At 71.3% G+C, this 19536-nt stretch carries 13 protein-coding genes and 1 pseudogene; 8 read left to right on the top strand and 6 right to left on the bottom strand.

The annotated features are described in order from the left end of the window. A pseudogene (rpsA, locus tag JF597_RS31980) lies at window positions 1–172 on the bottom strand (30S ribosomal protein S1); the annotation flags it as partial. A 368-nt stretch (window positions 173–540) separates the two neighbouring features. On the opposite strand from rpsA, the gene JF597_RS31975 reads away from it, so the two are divergent. Next, entirely contained in the window at window positions 541–1389 is an 849-nt protein-coding gene (locus JF597_RS31975; protein ID WP_294003285.1) for a class I SAM-dependent methyltransferase, read from the top strand. Window positions 1390–1469: 80 nt separating this feature from the next. After that, entirely contained in the window at window positions 1470–4010 is a 2541-nt protein-coding gene (gene hrpB, locus JF597_RS31970) for an ATP-dependent helicase HrpB (protein WP_294003273.1), read from the top strand. On the opposite strand, the gene JF597_RS31965 is transcribed toward hrpB, so the two are convergent. The 3 genes from JF597_RS31965 to JF597_RS31955 form a co-directional block, all read right to left on the bottom strand. Then, window positions 4000–4992 (bottom strand): DUF3068 domain-containing protein, encoded by a 993-nt coding sequence (locus JF597_RS31965; RefSeq protein WP_294003271.1) that lies wholly within the window; start codon window positions 4990–4992, stop codon window positions 4000–4002. The genes hrpB and JF597_RS31965 overlap by 11 nt on opposite strands. A gap of 21 nt (window positions 4993–5013) precedes the next feature. After that, a complete protein-coding gene (locus tag JF597_RS31960) occupies window positions 5014–5148 on the bottom strand; it encodes an SPW_0924 family protein (protein ID WP_294003269.1) in 135 nt (44 codons plus the stop codon). 151 nt (window positions 5149–5299) lie between these two features. Continuing rightward, window positions 5300–7087, bottom strand: a complete 1788-nt coding sequence (locus JF597_RS31955) for a lytic transglycosylase domain-containing protein (protein WP_294003267.1) — start codon at window positions 7085–7087, stop codon at window positions 5300–5302. A gap of 312 nt (window positions 7088–7399) precedes the next feature. Between JF597_RS31955 and JF597_RS31950 the strand changes: the two genes are divergently transcribed. Then, window positions 7400–8239 (top strand): DUF4184 family protein, encoded by an 840-nt coding sequence (locus JF597_RS31950; RefSeq protein WP_294003265.1) that lies wholly within the window; start codon window positions 7400–7402, stop codon window positions 8237–8239. Here JF597_RS31950 and JF597_RS31945 read toward each other — a convergent pair. Together JF597_RS31945 and polA are read right to left on the bottom strand one after the other, a co-directional pair. After that, window positions 8175–8552, bottom strand: a complete 378-nt coding sequence (locus tag JF597_RS31945) for a hypothetical protein (protein WP_294003264.1) — start codon at window positions 8550–8552, stop codon at window positions 8175–8177. The two genes, JF597_RS31950 and JF597_RS31945, sit on opposite strands and share 65 nt — an antisense overlap. 522 nt (window positions 8553–9074) lie before the next feature. Further along, a complete protein-coding gene (gene polA, locus JF597_RS31940; protein WP_294003262.1) occupies window positions 9075–11801 on the bottom strand; it encodes a DNA polymerase I in 2727 nt (908 codons plus the stop codon). A gap of 245 nt (window positions 11802–12046) precedes the next feature. Here polA and JF597_RS31935 point away from each other — a divergent pair, with 245 nt between their 5' ends. The 5 genes from JF597_RS31935 (at window position 12047) to JF597_RS31915 (ending at window position 19531) form a co-directional block, all read left to right on the top strand. Beyond that, window positions 12047–14341, top strand: coding sequence for an FdhF/YdeP family oxidoreductase (locus tag JF597_RS31935; RefSeq protein WP_294003260.1), 2295 nt, complete (start codon window positions 12047–12049; stop codon window positions 14339–14341). A gap of 90 nt (window positions 14342–14431) precedes the next feature. After that, the gene (locus tag JF597_RS31930; RefSeq protein WP_294003258.1) at window positions 14432–14923 is read left to right on the top strand and encodes a hotdog fold thioesterase; all 492 of its coding nucleotides are present in this window, start codon (window positions 14432–14434) and stop codon (window positions 14921–14923) included. Between the two features lie 566 nt (window positions 14924–15489). Then, the gene (locus tag JF597_RS31925) at window positions 15490–16698 is read left to right on the top strand and encodes a branched-chain amino acid ABC transporter substrate-binding protein (RefSeq protein ID WP_294003283.1); all 1209 of its coding nucleotides are present in this window, start codon (window positions 15490–15492) and stop codon (window positions 16696–16698) included. Between the two features lie 110 nt (window positions 16699–16808). Further along, the gene (locus JF597_RS31920; protein WP_294003256.1) at window positions 16809–17747 is read left to right on the top strand and encodes a branched-chain amino acid ABC transporter permease; all 939 of its coding nucleotides are present in this window, start codon (window positions 16809–16811) and stop codon (window positions 17745–17747) included. Between the two features lie 5 nt (window positions 17748–17752). Then, window positions 17753–19531, top strand: a complete 1779-nt coding sequence (locus JF597_RS31915) for a branched-chain amino acid ABC transporter permease (protein WP_294003281.1) — start codon at window positions 17753–17755, stop codon at window positions 19529–19531. The last annotated feature ends 5 nt before the right edge of the window (window positions 19532–19536 follow it).

Genomic DNA, 19536 nt, shown 5'->3' with positions numbered 1-19536 from the left:
TGTCGAGCAGGACCTCGTCCCGGTCGACCTTCACGATGACGCCGTCGACGATGTCGCCGTCGTTGAAGTACTTGATCGTCTCGTCGATCGCGGCGAGGAAGGCTTCCTCGTTACCGATGTCGTTGACCGCTACCTGCGGGGTGGTGGCGGTGGTCTCGGTGCTGCTCGTCATGTGGGAAAGGGCTCCGGTACGGACATTGAAGTCGTAGGTACTGCTTACGCCGGGAGCCCGTTTCGCTCTGAAGAAGCCGGACAGCCAAGGAAGCGCCACACAAAACCACTGGTGGCGCCTCGAGAACCGAGGGGACATACAACAGATGCGAGCGCAGCCTGCTACGTCTGAGGTGCGCAGGCCCGCAGCGCAACTTGTAGCATACGGGGGCAGCCGGGCAGGGTCAATGCGCGAAGGCGCACACCCGGGGCGGATCGCCGCATACCCGGCACAAGAACCGTCCCACGAGGCCACGCAGGCCTGACCCACCCCGTCCGTGACACGCCCGTGACGGGGTTGCACGGAAGAGTACGACGAGGGAGCCGATCATCCAAGAGCCCGATTCGTTCGACCTCGACCAGACCGGTGCGACGACCGGCGCCGAGGCCGAACCGGAAGCCACCCGGCGTGCCGCCGGGGTCGCGGAGAGCAGCCGGGCCAACCGGGGCTGGTGGGACCGCAACGCCGACGAGTACCAGGTCGAGCACGGCACGTTCCTCGGCGACGACCGTTTCGTGTGGGGCCCCGAGGGCCTCGACGAGGTGGAGGCGGAGCTGCTGGGCCCGCCGGAGGAGCTGAAGGGCAAGGACGTCCTTGAGATCGGCGCCGGCGCGGCCCAGTGCGCGCGCTGGCTGGCCGCCCAGGGCGCCCGGCCGGTCGCCCTGGACCTCTCGCACCGCCAGCTCCAGCACGCGCTGCGCATCGGCGGATCGTTTCCCCTGGTCTGTGCGGACGCGGGCGCGCTGCCCTTCGCGGACGCCTCCTTCGACCTCGTGTGCTCGGCGTACGGCGCGCTCCCGTTCGTCGCCGACCCGCGGCTGGTGCTGCGCGAGGTGCGCCGCGTGCTGCGGCCGGGCGGGCGGTTCGTCTTCTCGGTGACGCACCCGATCCGCTGGGCGTTCCCGGACGAGCCCGGCCCCGAGGGGCTCTCGGTCTCGGCCTCCTACTTCGACCGGACGCCCTACGTCGAGCAGGACGAGGACGGCCACGCGGTGTACGTCGAGCACCACCGCACGCTCGGCGACCGGGTCCGGGACATCGCCTCCACGGGTTTCCGGCTCGTCGACCTGGTGGAGCCGGAATGGCCGGCCTGGAACACGTCCGAATGGGGCGGCTGGTCCCCGCTGCGGGGCAATCTGCTCCCGGGGACGGCGATCTTCGTGTGCGAACGCGACTGATCGCCGCGAGCCGGACCGGGCACTGAAGGAAACGCACGCGCGCGTGCGGGGCGTTTCCGGGGCCGTACGACACTAGGTGCGTGATCCGTTACGACGCCCTGGACGCGCTGCCCGTACGGCAGGCCCTGCCCGGTCTGCACGACGCCCTGGAGGGGCACGGCAGCGCCGTCCTCGTGGCACCGCCCGGCACCGGCAAGACGACGCTGGTGCCGTTGGCACTGGCCGGGCTGCTGGGCGACGGGCCGGCGCGGCGGGTGGTGGTGGCCGAGCCGCGCCGGATCGCCGCCCGTGCGGCGGCCCGCCGGATGGCCTGGCTGCTCGGCGAGCAGGTCGGGCGGAGCATCGGCTACACCGTGCGCGGCGAGCGGGTCGTGGGGCGCCACGCACGCGTGGAGGTCGTCACGACCGGCGTGCTGTTGCAGCGCCTGCAACGCGACCAGGAGCTGTCCGGCGTCGACGTCGTGGTCCTCGACGAGTGCCACGAACGCCATCTGGACGCCGACACGGTGGCGGCCTTCCTCCTGGACGTGCGCGAGACCCTGCGGCCGGAGCTGCGCCTGGTCGCCGCGTCGGCGACGACGGACGCCGAGGGCTGGGCGCGGCTCCTGGGCGACGCGCCGGTGGTCGAGGCGGCCGGTGTCTCGTACCCCGTGGACGTGGTGTGGGCGCCGCCGGCGCGTCCGGTGCGGCCGCCGCACGGGATGCGCGTCGACCCCCTGCTGCTGACACACGTGGCGTCGGTCGTGAGGCGGGCTCTGGCCGAGTGCTCCGGGGACGTGCTGTGCTTCCTGCCCGGGGTCGGCGAGATCGTGCGCGTGGCCGGGCAGCTGGGGGACCTCGGGGACACCGAGGTGCTCCAGGTGCACGGCCGGGCACCGGCGGCCGTCCAGGACGCGGTGCTGGCGCCCGGCGCACGGCGCCGGGTGGTCCTCACCACATCGGTGGCGGAGTCCTCGCTGACCGTCCCGGGCGTCCGGGTGGTGGTCGACTCCGGGCTCGCGCGGGAGCCGCGGGTCGACCACGCGCGCGGGCTGAGCGCTCTGACGACGGTGCGGGCGTCACGCGCGGCCGGGCGGCAGCGGGCGGGGCGCGCCGGGCGTGAGGCGCCCGGCGCGGTGTACCGGTGCTGGTCCGAGGCAGAGGACACCCGCCTGCCGGCCTTTCCGGCACCGGAGATCAAGGTGGCCGACCTGACCGCCTTCGCCCTCCAGACGGCCTGCTGGGGCGATCCCGGGGCCACGGGGCTGGCGCTGCTGGATCCACCGCCAGGCGGAGCGATGGGGGCGGCGCGGGAGCTGCTGACGGCGGTCGGGGCGGTTGACCCCGTCGGCCGCGCCACGGAGAGGGGGGTGCGGTTGGCGCGGCTGGGGCTGCACCCCCGGCTGGGGCGGGCGCTGGTGGACGGTGCCGGGGTGGTGGGGGTGGAGCGGGCCGCGGAGGTGGTCGCCTTGTTGAGCGAGGAGGTTCCTCGGGAGTACGGCGACGATCTGGGCGCTGCTCTGCGCAGTGTGCGGCGTGGGGGTGACGCCTATTCCGGGAGGTGGCGTGCGGAGGTCCGGCGACTGCGGGCCGTCTTCGACGACATTTCCCACCCGCCCGCCCATGCCGGCCGGTCAGCAGGCGCGGCCGAGTTCGGGCCGGGCACTCCCGACGATCAGGTCGCCGGGCTCGTCGCCGCCCTCGCCTTTCCGGAGCGGGTCGGCCGGGCGGACGGCGGTTCCTACCTCATGGTCTCCGGGACCCGTGCCGAACTCCGGGAGGGCTCAGCGCTGCGGTCCACGCCCTGGCTCGCCGTCGCCGTCGCCGACCGGCCCCTCGGGAAGGGGCACGCGCGTGTGCAGCTCGCGGCGGCGGTGGACGAGGAGGTCGCGCGCGTGGCGGCCGGAGCATTGCTGGACGAGCGGGACGAGGTGCACTGGGCCGACGGTGACGTCGTCGCGCGGCGCGTGGAACGGCTCGGGGCGATCGGGCTCGCGGTGCGGCCGCTGCGTGACGCCGACCCCGTCCTCGTACGCGACGCGCTGCTCGACGGGCTGCGGCGCGAGGGGCTCGGCCTGCTGCGGTGGACGCCCGACGCCGTCGCGCTTCGGCAGCGGCTCGCCTTCCTCCGGCTGCGTCTCGGTGCGCCCTGGCCGGACGTGTCCGACGACGCGCTGCACGCGCGCGTGGACGAATGGCTGGAGCCGGAGCTCGGCCGGGCCCGTCGGCGGGCCGGGCTCGGCCGGATCGACGCCGGGGAGGCGCTGCGCCGGCTGCTGCCGTGGGCGGGCGGTGAGGCGGGACGGCTGGACGAACTGGCGCCGGAGCGGATCGCCGTACCGAGCGGGTCGCGGATCCGGGTCGACTACGGGAATCCCGAACAGCCGGTGCTCGCCGTCAAGTTGCAGGAGATGTTCGGCTTGCAGGAGTCGCCCGCGGTGGCCGGGGTGCCGGTGCTGGTGCATCTGCTGTCGCCGGCCGGGCGGCCCGTCGCCGTCACCGCCGACCTCGCCTCGTTCTGGAAGGACGGCTACAAGGGCGTACGGGCCGAGCTGCGCGGGCGGTATCCGAAGCATCCCTGGCCCGAGGATCCCGCCACGGCCGAGCCGACCCGGCACACCAACGCGCGGCTCAGGCGCTGACCGGTTCCGGGACCGGGGCGTCGGCCGGTGCCGGGTCGGCGGGGCGGCGGCCGCGGGCCTCCAGGCAGAGGGAGAGGGCGAGCAGCGCGACGCCGAGGGACAGGAACCCCCAGGGGAGGTAGGAGGTCAGCATGAGCACGAGGGTGCGGTTGTGCTTGACCAGGGCGACCGTGCTCTCGATGTAGTCCTCGCGCATCTTCACGTCGCCGGCGAAGGCCGTCACCTTGGCGCGGCCGCCCAGCAGGGTGCCGCCGCGCAGCTCCTCCTTGTGGATCTCCTCGCCGTACACGGGCGCGCCGGTGACCGGCTCGACCCAGAACCTGCGGACGGTGGTGTACCAGCGGGTGGTGCCTGTCTTCGCGACCGACTCCGGGGTGATGCCCTGCACCGGCATCTTCTTGGGCAGGGATACCTTGGTCCACGGGATGGTCTGCTCGAAGTAGTAGACCTTGACCCCCCTGAAGGTCTGCGTCCCCTTGTAGTGGATGGGGTTGGTGGTGCGGGTCTGCGCGTCGAAGTACTCGTAGTCCCGTTTCTCGGTCAGGAACGGGAACTTGAACTCGATGCCGTCCCGGGTCACCGGGTCACCGTCGACCATCTCGCCGGTGGCGTGCACGGGTTCCTGGCTGTGGGCGTCGAAGATGTAGCGTTCGGGGATCTCGGAGACCATCTTGCCGTCGGGTCCCTGGACGTAGGACAGGCCGTCCCAGACGACGACGTCCCGGCCCGCGGTCCTCTCGATCCTCTTCGCGGCCGCCACGTTGCCCTTGAGGGTCTGCACGATGGTGACCCGGGGGACCTTCTTCGCCTTCATCGTGCCGTAGTCGAGGAGCGTGGCGTTCTTCGCCACCAGGACCATGGCCTGGTACTGGTTCGCCGGGATCTTGGCGAGCCGCGGGAAGGCGTACCAGCGCAGCAGCGGGGACAGCGCGGCGAAGAACACGGCACAGGCGAGCAGGACCAGACTGGCCTTGCGGCGCATCTCGGCCTCCCGGGGCGGCGGTTACGGGTGGGACGGCACCGTGGTGAGCAGCGGCTCGGGGGACGTCTTTCCGTCCGGCGCCCCCAGGGCGCTGATCGTCACGACCAGGACGACCGCGAGGACGAGACCACTCGCGGCGGCGATCAGGGCGCGCATGCGGGGCCTCCCTACGGCCGGCGGCTTCCTGATGGTTCGTCAGGTCCGGGCACCGTAGCAACGGGAGGGTGAGATGAGAACAGGTCGGACGACGACGAGGGCGCCGTCCCGCGTCGGCGGGAGGGCGCCCTCGTGGTGGTGCGACGGTGGATCAGGAGGAGGCGGAAGCGCTCGGGGAGGCGGAGGCGGAGGCCGACGCGGATGCGGAGGCGCTCGGCGAGGAGCTCGGCGACGGGCTCGACGAGGGGTCGGCCGCGGCGACCGTCAGCTCCACGGTGAGAGTGGCGCCGCCGGTGGTGGTGATGCGGAGCAGGAACGTGCCGGTGGTGTCGTCCGCGTACAGCTTGGGCAGGGCGAGCAGGCCGTTCGCGTCCGTCTGGAGGTCCGTGAGGGTGCGGACGGCGTTGCCGTTCGCGTCCTTGAAGTACGGGCCCTTGTCGTTCTCGCCGGCGTCGTCCGCCGACTTGACGAGCGTGGCGGTGGCGGCGACCTTGTCGGCGGCGGCGCCCTGGTAGGTGGCCTTCGCCTGCACCTGGTCGGCGAACTCACCGCCCGGGGTGCAGGTCAGCGCGGTGGTGTTGACGAGGGCGAGGTCGTCGGCGGCGCGCGCGGTGACGGTCGCGTCGTAGTCGACGCCCTTGACCGTGCGGCCGACCACGCTGGCGTGGACCGTGAAGTCGCCGGTCTTCTCGCCCGCCTGGAGTGCCGGCGCGACGGCGACCCCCTTGCTGTCGGTGGCGACCGTGGCGGTGTTCTCACCGCCGCTGAAGGTCGCGTCCGTGTCCCCGACGATGGTGAAGCGGACCCGGACCTTGGCGACGACCCGGCCTGCCTTGGTCTCCGCGCGCGTGCTGATCTGCTTGCCGAACGCGTCGCCCGCCATCGCGGTGAGCGTGGCGGTGCCCGCGTCCTCCAGGTGGTCGACGGTGTCGGTGGCCGTGGGCGGCAGGCTCGGCGACGTGCTCGGGGTGCTCGGCGTGGGCTCGGCGGGCTTCGGCGTGGTCCTGCCCGGCTTCGTCGTGGACCCGCCGGAACCGGCGCCGTGGGCCCCGGAGCCGGAGCCGGAGCCGGAGCCGGTCGAGCCGTCGCTGCGGTGCGAGGGCACGGTGCCCGTGCCGTCCGGTATCGAGTGGGTGCCCTTGCGGTAGAACTCGTACCAGGACAGGACCAGGTTGAGGTAGGCCTGCGAGTTGTTGTAGCTGAGGATCGCGCTGTTCATGTCGGCCTGGACGGACAGGTCCCAGCCGTTGCGGCACAGGTAGTGGCCGGCGGCGAGCGCCGCGTCGTAGACGTTGTTGGGGTCCTTGACGCCGTCGCCGTTGCCGTCGCGGCCCGCCCACGCCCAGGTCGACGGGATGAACTGCATGGGGCCGACGGCCTGGTCGTACTCGCTGTTGCCGTCGTACTTGCCGCCGTCGGTGTCCGGGATGAGCGCGAAGCCGTTGCCGTCGAGCTGCGGGCCGAGGATCCGGTGCAGGGTGTTGCCCTCGGCGTCCACGTCACCGCCGCGGGCCTGGCCGGACTCGACCTTGCCGATGGCGGCCAGCAGCTGCCAGGGCAGGTTGCAGCCGGGCTTGGAACTGCGCAGCTCCGCCTCGGCCTTCTGATAGGCGTCGAGGACGGTGGCGGGGATGCCGGCCTCGGCCGCGCCGCGGGAGACGGCGGTGCCGATGCTCGACGAGGGGGCCGTGGGACTCGCGCTGGGGTTCGGGCTGTTGAGCGGCGGCAGGTCCGTGTAGTACGGCGAGTTGCCGGTGGCGCCGTCGGCCGCCCCGGCTCCGTCGGGCGCGGAGGTGCTGGCGCCGGCGTTGGCCTGTCTGCCCGTGTCTCCGGACGTGGCGCCCGGTGCCTGGGACGCGGACAGAGCCGCTACCGCCAACGCGGCCGCGGCGGTCGTCGCCGCTCCCTTGCGCAGCCGCCTGCCGAATTGCGCCGCCATAAGGTGAACCCCTCCCATGGGCGCCTTCTGAGCGCCCGTCTCCGTCTGTCCGCTCGTATCTGGTGTGACGGTCGACCCGGTGCTGTGGTTGCCCCTGTTACCTCTTTCGCGTGGTGAGGTAGCGCATCCGGCCGTGCACGCCGGGGTGGCGACCCAGGCGACCCTACGACAACTTCCCTTCCACGGACACCCGGCGGTGCCCGATTTTCACCAGTTGGCCATCCCCCGTTGAACGATGGTGGTGTCCCGGATACTTGCCGTACGCGATCACTTGTTCGGCGCTCCGGCCGACGACCGCTCCAGGAGGCCCGGGTGCCGTTCACTCTCAGCCATGCCGCCGCCGTGCTGCCCGCCGTGCGCGGCGACGGAACCGGGCGCGGGCGGCTGGTGCCGGCGGTGCTCGTCGCGGGGTCCTTCGCGCCCGACCTCACCTACTACGCGGCGAGCGCGGTGCCGGATGCCATGGAGTTCGGCGACTTCACGCACTCCTTCACCGGTGTCGTCACCGTCGACGTGCTGTTCGCCTGGGCGCTGGTGGCGCTGTGGCTGCTGGTCCGGGAACCCCTCGTGGCCCTCGCGCCCCGCGCCCGGCAGGGGCGGGTGGCCGCGCTGGTGCGCTGCGGGGCGCCCCGCGCGCGTGCCGGGCTCTCCGTGACCGCCTGGTGGTACGTCTCCGCCGTGCTCGGCGCTCTCACGCACGTCGTCTGGGACGCGTTCACGCACCACGACCGCTGGGGGATGCGGCTGATCCCGGCGATCGGCCGGAACGTCGCGGGCATGCCGCTGTACACCCTGCTCCAGTACGGCAGTTCGGCGGTCGGCGCGGCCGTGGTCGCCGTGTTCACGGTCCGCGCGGTACGGCGGGCACCGGCAGGTGAGCCGCTGGGGGTGCCGCTGCTGTCGGTACGGGACCGGTGGTGGGCCGGTGCCGGAATCACCGGCTGCGCCCTGCTCGCGGCGGTGCGGCGGGCGGTGCGGTGGTGGGAGTACTGGGGGGCTGCGGCGAAGCCCTGGGAGCTGCTGCCCGCCGTGCTCTTCGGAACGGGCGCGGGGCTGCTGCTGGGGGTGCTGGGGTACGCCGTGGCGGTCAGGGCGTGGCGTCCGGTGCCGGTGGCCGACGGGGTCCGGCGGAGTCCTTCGGCCGTTCGGTGAGGCTCGCCACGAACACGGTCATGGTGCGGGGGCGGCGGGGGCCGGGGAGCGCGGCGAGGAGCAGCGCGAGGTAGCTGCGGGCGAGGTCGAACCACCGGCGCAGGTCGGGGCGGGCGCGGAGCCGGCGCCGGAATCGGGTGGCCGCCCGGCGCAGGGTGACGGCGAGGTCGGCGGGGATGCGGGCGGAACTGGCGCCGACCGCCAGGGCCGGGGCCGACGCGGACGCCGTGACCGGAGCGGAGGCGGAGGCGGAACGGGCCTTGGCCGGGGGCCTGCTCTGGGGCGTCCGGCGGTGAACCATACGTATACCCATGGCCGCATCCTTGCCGGTGGCGGAGGCCGGGGCGTTCTGACGGGGTCCACGCGAGTGACGGGGCCGTGCCCCTTTTTTCCCTCTCCGCCCCCGCTTCGCTCCGCTGCCCGCTCCGGCGCCCTCTTTTCTGTCCGCCGCAACGACGAGCAGCCGAAGCGGCGCTTTTCGGCGGTGCCGAACCTGGCGCAACCCGTGGGTCCGGCACCGCCGGAAGCCGCCGTCGTGGCTGAGCACCGTTGCGGCGGAGAAAAAAGGGCGGCGACGAAGAAGGAACAAGAGAGAAGCAGGAGCGGAGAGAAGAAGCAGGAGGGGAGAGAGGCGAAGGAGAGGAGAGGAGAAGGAGGAGACACGCGAAGGAGGGGAGAAGCGAAGGGCACTGATGGCGCCGCCGCCGCAGGACCGGAAACAGGGAAGGCTCCGCTCCACCAGGATCGGGGAGCGGCGCCCTCTGTCGGCTGCCTTGGAAACGCGCCCTCTGCCGGCCGCCTCGGCAGCATGCCCTCTGTCGGCTCTCGCCGGAGGCTAGTGCGCTGCCGACTCCCAGTCCGGGCCCACGCCCACCGATACGTCGAGAGGGGCGCGGAGGTGGACCGCGTTGGACATCTGGTCGCGGAGCAGGGATTCGACCCGGTCGCGCTCGCCGGGGGCGATCTCCAGGACGATTTCGTCGTGGACCTGAAGGAGCATGCGGGACTTCAGCCCGGCCTCGCGCAGCGCGTCGTCCACTCGGAGCATGGCGATCTTGACGATGTCCGCCGCCGTGCCCTGGATGGGCGCGTTGAGCGCCATCCGCTCGGCCGCCTCCCGGCGCTGCCGGTTGTCGCTGTTGAGGTCGGGGAGGTAGCGGCGGCGCCCGAAGAGCGTCGCCGTGTAGCCGGTGGCGCGGGCCTCGTCGACGACGCGGCGCAGGTAGTCGCGGACTCCGCCGAAGCGCTCGAAGTACGTGTCCATCAGGCCTCGGGCCTCGCCCGCGTCGATGTTCAGCTGCTGGGAGAGGCCGAAGGCGGACAGGCCGTACGCGAGGCCGTACGACATCGCCTTGATCTTGCGGCGCATCTCCGCGTCGACGGCCGAGCGGTCGACGTCGAACACCTGGGAGGCGACCGTGTTGTGCAGGTCCTCCCCGGAGGTGAACGCCTCGATCAGACCCTCGTCCTCGGAGAGGTGGGCCATCACGCGCAGTTCGATCTGGCTGTAGTCGGCGGTCATGAGCGACTCGAAGCCCTCGCCGACGACGAACCCGCGGCGGATGGCCCGGCCCTCGTCGGTGCGGACCGGGATGTTCTGGAGGTTCGGGTCGGTGGAGGAGAGGCGGCCGGTCGCGGCGACCGTCTGGTTGAACGTGGTGTGGATGCGGCCGTCGGCGGCGACTGTCTTGATCAGGCCCTCGACCGTGACCCGCAGCTTGGCCTGCTCGCGGTGCCGGAGCATGATCACCGGCAGCTCGTTGTCCGTCTGGCCGGCGAGCCAGGCGAGCGCGTCCGCGTCGGTGGTGTAGCCGGTCTTGGTCTTCTTCGTCTTCGGCAGCGCCAGCTCGCCGAAGAGGACCTCCTGGAGCTGCTTGGGCGAGCCCAGGTTGAACTCGTGGCCGGCCGCCGCGTGCGCCTCCTTCACGGCCTGCTGCACCGCGCCCGCGAACATCTGCTCCATTGCTTCGAGGTGCGCGCGGTCGGCCGCGATGCCGTTCCGCTCCATCCGGGCGAGCAGGGCGGAGGTGGGCAGCTCCATGTCCCGCAGCAGGTCCGCGGCACCGACCTCCTGGAGCCGGGCCTCGAAGGCCTCGCCGAGGTCGAGGATCGCGCGGGCCTGGATCATCAGGGCCTCGGCCTCGGCGCCGTCGTCCGCGCCGAACGCCAGCTGGCCGTCGGCCGCGGCGGCCGGCGCCAGCTCGCGGTGCAGGTACTCCAGGGAGAGCGCGTCCAGGTCGAAGGAGCGACGGCCGGGCTTGACCAGGTACGCGGCGAGCGCGGTGTCCATGGTGACGCCGTCGATGGTCCAGCCGTGCTCGGCGAAGACCCGCATGGCGCCCTTGGCGTTGTGGAAGATCTTGGGGCGGGCGGCGTCGGCCAGCCAGGCCGCCCACGCGTTCTCGTCGGCCTCGTCCAGCTCGGCGGGGTCGAACCAGGCCGCCGCTCCCCCGGCCGCGGCCAGGGCGACCTCGGCGACCGAGCCGGTGCCGAGCGCCCAGGTGTCGACGGTGGCGACGCCCAGCGGGCCGGTGCCGTGCCCGGCGAGCCAGCCGGCCAGCTCGCCGGTGCCGAGGACGGTGCCGTCGACCTCGACGCCCGCCTCCGCGACCGGCGTGGACTCGGCCTCCTCGGCGCCGGGGTCGACGGCGTAGAGCCGCTCGCGCAGCGACGGGTTGCGGATCTCCAGGGTGTCCAGGATCATCGCGACGTTCTTGCGGTCGTACGGTGCGCGCTCCAGCTCGGCGACCGTCTTCGGCAGCTCCACGCCGCGCTCCAGCTCGGTGAGCCGGCGGTTGAGCTTGACGGACTCCAGGTGGTCGCGGAGGTTCTGGCCGGCCTTGCCCTTGACCTCGTCGACGCGCTCCACCAGCTCGGCGAAGGAGCCGAACTGGTTGATCCACTTCGCGGCGGTCTTCTCGCCTACACCCGGGATGCCGGGAAGGTTGTCGGACGGGTCGCCGCGCAGGGCGGCGAAGTCGGGGTACTGGGCGGGCGTCAAGCCGTACTTCTCGAAAACCTTCTCCGGGGTGAACCGGGTCAGCTCGGAGACGCCCTTGGTCGGGTAGAGGACCGTGGTGTGCTCGGTGACCAGCTGGAAGGAGTCGCGGTCGCCGGTGACGATCAGGACCTCGAAGCCCGCTGCCTCGGCCTGGGTGGCGAGGGTGGCGATGACGTCGTCGGCCTCGAAGCCCTCGACGGCGAAGCGCTGCGCGTGCATGGCGTCGAGCAGCTCGCCGATCAGCTCGACCTGGCCCTTGAACTCGTCCGGGGTCTTGGAGCGGTTCGCCTTGTACTCGGTGAACTCCTCGGAGCGCCAGGTCTTGCGCGAGACGTCGAACGCCACCGCGAAGTGCGTGGGCGCCTCGTCACGCAGGGTGTTGGCCAGCATCGAAGCGAAGCCGTAGATCGCGTTCGTCGGCTGGCCCGTCGCGGTCGTGAAGTTCTCCGCGGGCAGCGCGAAGAACGCGCGGTACGCCAGCGAGTGCCCGTCCATGAGCATCAGCCGGGGACGGGGGCCGCCGGGGGTCTTGTCGGTCTGCTTCGCTGCTGTCTCTGCCACGCCCCCGATCCTGCCACGCCGCACTGACAGCGAGGGCCGGCGGCCGGGAGTGCGGTGAGCGCACCGGCGGCCGCACGCCGGCCGACGGAGACGCGGAGCCCGGCGGGGTGCCGGAAGGGCGCGGCTGTCTCAAGCAAGCATTGGTTTCCGCTCCCGCCGGGCAGCCCGTACTCGATCGTCGTCGGTGGTGCGTGCGAGTATCGGGTGCACAGGGCAGTGGTGCCGGCGTAGAAGGAGAGCGTGCGATGGCGACGAAGCCGCCCAAGGAGGATCCGGTCCAGGACGCGCCGCAGGTCGCGGAGCCGAAGCACGCGGCCGCCGGGCTGCCCGCCATCGGCCACACGCTGCGCATCGCCCAGCAGCAGATGGGCGTGAAGCGCACCGCGCTGACGCTGCTGCGCGTGAACCAGAAGGACGGCTTCGACTGCCCCGGCTGCGCCTGGCCGGAGCCCGAGCACCGGCACACGGCCGAGTTCTGCGAGAACGGCGCCAAGGCGGTGGCCGAGGAGGCCACCCTGCGCCGGGTGACCCCCGAGTTCTTCGCCGCGCACTCGGTCGCCGACCTGCACCACCGCAGCGGTTACTGGCTCGGCCAGCAGGGGCGGCTCACCCACCCCATGTACCTCGCCGAGGGCGCCGAGCACTACGAGCCGATCGGCTGGGAGCGCGCCTTCGACATCATCGGCGAGGAGATCGCGGCCCTCTCCTCCCCCGACGAGGCCGTCTTCTACACCTCGGGGCGGACCAGCAACGAGGCCGCGTTCCTGTACCAGCTGTTCGCGCGCGAGCTGGGCACGAACAACCTGCCGGACTGCTCCAACATGTGCCACGAGTCCTCTGGCTCGGCGCTGAGCGAGACGATCGGCATCGGCAAGGGCAGCGTCCGGCTGGAGGACCTGTACAAGGCCGACCTGATCATCGTCGCCGGGCAGAACCCGGGCACCAACCACCCCCGGATGCTCTCCGCGCTGGAGAAGGCCAAGGCAAACGGCGCGAAGATCATCAGCGTCAACCCGCTCCCGGAAGCCGGCCTGGAGCGGTTCAAGAACCCGCAGACCCCGCAGGGCATGGTCAAGGGCGCCGCCCTCACCGACCTCTTCCTGCAGATCCGCATCGGCGGCGACCAGGCCCTGTTCCGCCTCCTCAACAAGCTCGTACTGGAGACCGAGGGCGCGGTCGACGAGGAGTTCGTGCGCGAGCACACCCACGGTTTCGAGGAGTTCGCGGAGGCCGCCCGCGCCGCCGACTGGCAGGAGACGCTCACCGCCACCGGCCTCACCCGCGACGAGATCGAGAAGACCCTCGGCATGGTGCTCGCCTCGCAGCGCACCATCGTCTGCTGGGCCATGGGGCTCACCCAGCACAAGCACTCGGTGCCGACCATCCGGGAGGTCGTCAACTTCCTTCTGCTGCGCGGCAACATCGGCCGGAGCGGCGCGGGCGTGTGCCCGGTCCGCGGCCATTCGAACGTGCAGGGCGACCGCACGATGGGCATCTTCGAGCGGCCGGCCCCGGCCTTCCTGGACGCCCTGGAGAAGGAGTTCGGCTTCGCGCCCCCGCGCGAGCACGGCTTCGACGTCGTCCGGGCCATCCGCGCGCTGCGCGACGGCGAGGCGAAGGTCTTCTTCGCGATGGGCGGCAACTTCGTCTCCGCGACGCCCGACACGGAGGTCACGGAGGCGGCGGTGCGACGGGCACGGCTGACCGTGCACGTGTCGACGAAGCTCAACCGCTCGCACGTCGTCACGGGCGCCCGGGCCCTGATCCTGCCGACGCTCGGCCGGACCGAACGCGATCTCCAGGGCAGCGGCGAGCAGTTCGTCACCGTCGAGGACTCCATGGGCATGGTGCACGCCTCGCGCGGCCGCCTGGAGCCCGCGAGCCCGCACCTGCTGTCGGAGCCGGCGATCGTGTGCCGGCTGGCCCGCCGGGTGCTCGGCGAGAGCAGCCGCACGCCGTGGGAGGAGTTCGAGAAGGACTACGCGACGGTCCGGGACCGTATCGCGCGCGTGATCCCCGGCTTCGACGATTTCAACGCGCGCGTGGCGCACCCGGGTGGCTTCGCGCTCCCGCACGCCCCGCGCGACGAGCGGCGCTTCCCGACGGCCACCGGCAAGGCGAACTTCACCGCGGCCCCGGTCGAGTACCCGGAACTGCCCGAGGGGCGGCTGCTGTTGCAGACGCTGCGCTCGCACGACCAGTACAACACCACGATCTACGGCCTGGACGACCGCTACCGGGGCATCAGGAACGGCCGCCGGGTGGTCCTGGTGAACCCGGAGGACGCGCGGCTGCTGGGCGTCGCCGACGGGGCGTACGTGGACCTGGTCGGTGAGTGGAAGGACGGCGTGGAGCGCCGGGCGCCGGGCTTCCGGGTGGTGCACTACCCGACCTCCCGGGGCTGCGCGGCCGCGTACTACCCGGAGACCAACGTGCTGGTGCCGCTCGACTCGACGGCGGACATCAGCAACACCCCCGCCAGCAAGTCCGTGGTGGTCCGCCTGGAGGCCGGTGTGCCGCACCCGACAGCCGCCGTCTGAGGGCCCGCTGGGCGCGTCTGGAAGAATCGGCGGCCTACTGAGCGTTTGCTCAGTCGAGAGAGACAGCCGCACGACGAACGGAGCCGGCCCATGGGCGAGCAGCAGCACGTGAAGTTCCCGCAGGAGGTCATCGACGAGTACGCCTCGCTCGGCGTCGACCTGCGGGCCCTCTTCTCGGCGGGCCACCTCGGCAACCGGATGGGCGTGCAGATCGTCGAGGCTTCGGCGGAACGGGTCGTCGGCACCATGCCCGTGGAAGGCAACACCCAGCCGTACGGGCTGCTGCACGGCGGTGCCAGCGCGGTGCTGGCGGAGACCCTGGGCTCGGTCGGCGCCATGCTGCACGGCGGCAGTTCGAAGCTCGCGGTCGGTGTCGACCTGAACTGCACGCATCACCGCGGGGCCCGCTCCGGTCTGGTCACCGGCGTGGCCACGCCGGTCCACCGGGGGCGGTCCACGGCGACCTACGAGATCGTGATCAGCGACGAGGAGGACCGCCGGGTGTGCAGCGCGCGTCTGACCTGCCTGCTGCGTGACGTGCGCCCGGGCGACGAGGTCAACCTCCGGGGCGCCGGCGCCTGATGGGCGCCCCGCCGGGACGAAGGCCTCGGCGCCGCATGCCGAGGCCGGCGCCCGGTAAGAGGACGGCGGGGCGGGCAGCGAACCGTCGGCGGCGCCGCCGCCCGCCCCGCGAGAAATGCGAAAAAGTTCCGAAGGCTTGACTTTCTTTCCTCGGCGTAACTCTACGTAATACGCGTGTAATCCGCATTCGCCGTCCCACCCCAGTTCCCGGGGTCCGCCGCGTCTCCCGCCCGTCTCGAAAGTCGCCCACAGCAACGGCCGGGCGTCATGCCCAAAACCGTCGAGACACCTGAACGGATCATGCCGGGTCCTGCAGGTTCTCAGAATGCGGACGGGGCGAATCGGGCTCAATTCCTGCTTTCCCCCCACGATGTACCGCTCTGCATTACCTCGTGTCATAACAAGAGCGTCACAGCCTTGGACAAGCTCTCCTCCACGTTCCTCACCCGCGCTTAGAGTCACGGCCAGTCACCGCTCCATAGGGAGTTCGGTACCGGCGCGGCATCCGTCGTTCCCTGCGAGGGGGCGCATGCCCGCGGAAAGGATCGATTGTGCGACAGCGTTCTCTGGTGATTCTTACCTCCGTGCTGACCACCGGAGCCCTGACCCTCACCGCCTGCGGCTCCCGCGACGACAACAGCAAGAGCGGCGACAGCGGCAACGTGACGGTCACGATCGGCGTCGACGCCCCGCTGACCGGCCAGAACTCCGCCACGGGTCTCGGCATCCAGTACGGCGCCCAGATCGCCGTCGACGACGCCAACAAGAACAAGACCGTCCCGGGCGTCACCTTCAAGATCAAGGCGCTGGACGACAAGGCGATTCCGGCCACCGGCCAGCAGAACGCCACCCAGCTCGTCTCGGACAAGACGGTGCTCGGCGTCGTCGGCCCGCTCAACTCCGGTGTGGCCACGCAGATGCAGCAGGTCTTCGCCACCGCCAACCTGGTGGAGATCTCGCCGTCCAACACCAACCCCGAGCTGACCATGGGCAAGAACTGGCAGACCAGCCCGTCCCGCCCGTTCAAGACGTACTTCCGCACCGCGACCACCGACGCCCTCCAGGGCGCCTACGCGGCGGACTACGCCTTCAACGGCGCCAAGAAGAAGAAGGCCTTCGTCGTCGACGACAAGCAGACCTACGGCGCCGGTCTGTCGAAGATCTTCTCGGAGCAGTTCGTCAAGCAGGGCGGCAAGGTCATCGGGACCGACCACGTCAACACCGGTGACCGCGACTTCTCCACCCTGGTCACCAAGATCAAGAACTCGGGCGCCGACATCCTCTACTACGGCGGCCAGTACGACGAGGCCCAGGTGCTCACCAAGCAGCTCAAGGCCGCGGGCGCCAACATCCCGCTGTTCGGCGGCGACGGCATCTTCAGCGACACCTACATCAAGACCGCCGGCAAGTCCGCCGAGGGCGACCTCGCCACGTCGATCGGCGTCCCGGTCGACACCCTGCCCGCCGCCAAGGACTTCGTGGCCACCTACAAGGCCAAGAAGTACCCCGGTGACTACGGCACCTACGGCTCGTACTCCTACGACGCCACCACCGCGATCATCAAGGCCATCGGCAGCGTCGTGAAGGACGGCAAGATCCCGGACGACGCCCGCTCCCAGATCGTCGGCGCCGTCCAGAAGAACACCTTCGACGGCATCTCCGGCAAGATCGCGTTCGACCAGTACGGCGACACCACGAACAAGCAGCTGACCGTCTACAAGGTCGTCAGCGGTGCGTGGAAGTCCGTCCAGAGCGGTGTGGCCACCCCGAAGTAACCAGCCGAAGCACATTGCAGTACCAGGGCCGCGCGGCACAGACCAACCGTCACCGCGCGGCCCGCCCTCTACGCCCCCCCTGACGCTCCCCACCACATGGAGGCCACGCGGTGAACACCCTGCCGCAGCAGCTGGCCAACGGGCTGTTCCTCGGCTCGATGTACGGTCTGATCGCCATCGGCTACACGATGGTGTACGGCATCGTCCAGCTCATCAACTTCGCCCATGGCGAGATCTTCATGACCGGAGGCTTCGGCGCCCTCACGGTCTACCTTCTCCTGCCGGACGGCATATCCATGTGGGTAGCCCTGCCGGCGATGCTCATCGGCGGCGCCCTGGTCGCCGTCCTCATCGCCGTCGGCGCCGAACGCTTCGCCTACCGGCCGCTGCGCGGCGCACCACGCCTCGCCCCGCTGATCACCGCGATCGGCCTGTCGCTCGCGCTCCAGCAGGCGGTCTTCAACTGGTACCACGTCGACGGCGACGCCAAGACCGCCCGGGTCTTCCCGCAACTGCCGTTCGGACCGCTGCACATCGGCTCCGTGACCGTGCAGAGCGGTGACATCTTCCTGATCATCGCCGCTCCGCTGTGCATGGCGGTCCTCGCCCTGTTCGTCCGGCTCTCCCGCACCGGCCGCGCCATGCAGGCCACCGCCCAGGACCCGGACACCGCCCAGCTGATGGGCATCGACACCAACCGCATCATCGTCATCGCCTTCGCGATCGGCGGCTTCTTCGCGGCCGTCGCCGGTGTCTCCTACGGCCTCAAGTACGGCTCGGTCTCCTACGACATGGGCTTCATCGCCGGTCTGAAGGCGTTCACCGCGGCCGTCCTCGGCGGCATCGGCAACATCTACGGCGCCATGCTCGGCGGCCTCGTCCTCGGTATCGCCGAAGCCATGGCCACCGCCTACATCGCCAACATCCCCGGCATGCAGCAGCTCGGCGGCGGCGGCTGGGCCTCCGTGTGGGCCTTCGTCCTGCTGATCCTCGTACTCCTCTTCAGACCACAGGGTCTGCTCGGCGAACGCGTCGCGGACAGGGCGTGAGCAGCATGACCGACACCACCAACTCCCCGGCCACGGCCGGCCGCGGGCCCGTCCCGCTGCCGCTGTCCGCCGCCCGGCTGCTCATCGTCGTAGGTGCCGTGGGCACCATCGCCAGCACCTTCCTCAGCTGGACCTGGACCTCCGACTTCCCCGGCGACCTGACGGTCTACGGCTACCCGGCCGGCCTGCAGATCCTCGCCCTCGTGGGCGGCGTCCTCACCCTGCTGTCCGGGCTGACCCTGTGGGACGTCAAGGGGCTGCGCTGGCTGAACCCGGCGGGCGCCACCTCCCCGGTCTTCCTGACGACCCTGTCGGCCTTCGCCGTCTGCTGGTTCACCGGCATCGCCATCGCCGTGGACCTCGGCGGCCTGGTCAACCTCGACCCGGGCGCCTACGTGGCGATGGCGGCCTCCGCGCTGCCCGTCGTCGGCGCCCTCGCGCTGCCCCACCCGGCCCCCGGCACCGGCTTCCGCGGCTACCTGACCAAGCCTCAGCTGCCCGCTCCCGGCAAGGCGTCGCCGCTCGTCGAGCGCCTCGTCCTCACGGTCGGCGTCGCGCTCGGCCTGCTGGCCTTCTCCTACGGCATCGGCATCGACAACGACGCCAGCGAGACCTTCATCGGCTACCTGCTGCTGCTCGTCTTCGCCGCCTGGGGTCTGATGCACACCGGCCTCGTCGACCGCTTCGCGACCACCGCGGCCCACCACAAGGGGTTCGCCTCGGCGCTCGCCTTCGTCGCCGCCGTGGCCTTCCCGTTCACCCAGAACGACGACCACAACGCCAACGTCGGCGTGAACATCCTGATCTTCGCCACCGTCGCCCTGGGCCTGAACATCGTGGTCGGCCTGACCGGTCTCCTCGACCTCGGTTACGTCGCGTTCCTCGGCGTCGGCGCCTACGCGGCCGCCCTGGTCTCCGGCTCGGAGTACTCCCGGTTCTCCGGTGTGCACTTCCCGTTCTGGGCCGCGGCCCTCACCGGCATGGCCGCCTCGCTGGTCTTCGGTGTGCTGATCGGCGCACCGACCCTGCGGCTGCGCGGCGACTACCTGGCCATCGTCACGCTCGGCTTCGGTGAGATCTTCCGGATCACCGTCAACAACCTCGACGGCGACTCCGGACCGAACATCACCCGCGGCCCGAACGGCATCACCCAGATCCCGGACCTGAACATCTTCGGGTTCAACCTGGGCGAGTCGCACGACGTCCTCGGGCACAACCTGGGCCGGTTCGCCAACTACCTGTTCCTGATGCTCATCGTCACGGCGATCGTCGTGCTCGTCTTCACCCGCGCCGCCGACTCCCGTATCGGCCGCTCCTGGATCGCCATCCGCGAGGACGAGACCGCCGCCACCGCCATGGGCATCAACGGCTTCCGCGTCAAGCTGATCGCCTTCGCCCTCGGCGCCTCGCTCGCGGGCCTCGCCGGCACCGTGATGGCGCACGTCAACTACAGCGTGAACCCGCAGCCGTACCAGTTCGCCGGCGCCGCCCCGCCCAACTCGGCCTTCCTGCTGGCCGCCGTCGTCCTCGGCGGCATGGGCACCGTCAGCGGCCCGCTGCTCGGCGCGAGCGTGCTCTACCTGGTCCCGGAGAAGCTCCAGTTCCTGCAGAACTACGAGCTGTTCGCCTTCGGCGTCGCGCTGATCCTGCTGATGCGGTTCCGGCCGGAGGGCATCATCGCCAACCGCCGCCGCCAGCTGGAGTTCCACGAGACCGGCCAGCTCGACGTACCGGCACAGGCGACGCTGAGCGACGATCCGGCCGTCACCAAGGCAGGGGCGTAAGGAAC

This window comes from Streptomyces sp., assembly GCF_019510245.1.
Classification (GTDB): Bacteria; Actinomycetota; Actinomycetes; order Streptomycetales; family Streptomycetaceae; genus Streptomyces.
Note: the sequence above shows the minus strand (reverse complement) of the source record. Positions and strands in the feature narration are given on the sequence as shown.

Excerpts from the sequence above, each read along its gene's own strand:
- JF597_RS31965 (WP_294003271.1), bottom strand. The coding sequence starts at position 4,992 with ATGCGCCGCAAGGCCAGTCTGGTCCTGCTCGCCTGTGCCGTGTTCTTC.
- JF597_RS31960 (WP_294003269.1), bottom strand. The coding sequence starts at position 5,148 with ATGCGCGCCCTGATCGCCGCCGCGAGTGGTCTCGTCCTCGCGGTCGTC.
- JF597_RS31915 (WP_294003281.1), top strand. The coding sequence starts at position 17,753 with ATGACCGACACCACCAACTCCCCGGCCACGGCCGGCCGCGGGCCCGTC.
- JF597_RS31945 (WP_294003264.1), bottom strand. The coding sequence starts at position 8,552 with ATGGGTATACGTATGGTTCACCGCCGGACGCCCCAGAGCAGGCCCCCG.
- JF597_RS31935 (WP_294003260.1), top strand. The coding sequence starts at position 12,047 with ATGGCGACGAAGCCGCCCAAGGAGGATCCGGTCCAGGACGCGCCGCAG.
- JF597_RS31930 (WP_294003258.1), top strand. The coding sequence starts at position 14,432 with ATGGGCGAGCAGCAGCACGTGAAGTTCCCGCAGGAGGTCATCGACGAG.
- JF597_RS31955 (WP_294003267.1), bottom strand. The coding sequence starts at position 7,087 with ATGGCGGCGCAATTCGGCAGGCGGCTGCGCAAGGGAGCGGCGACGACC.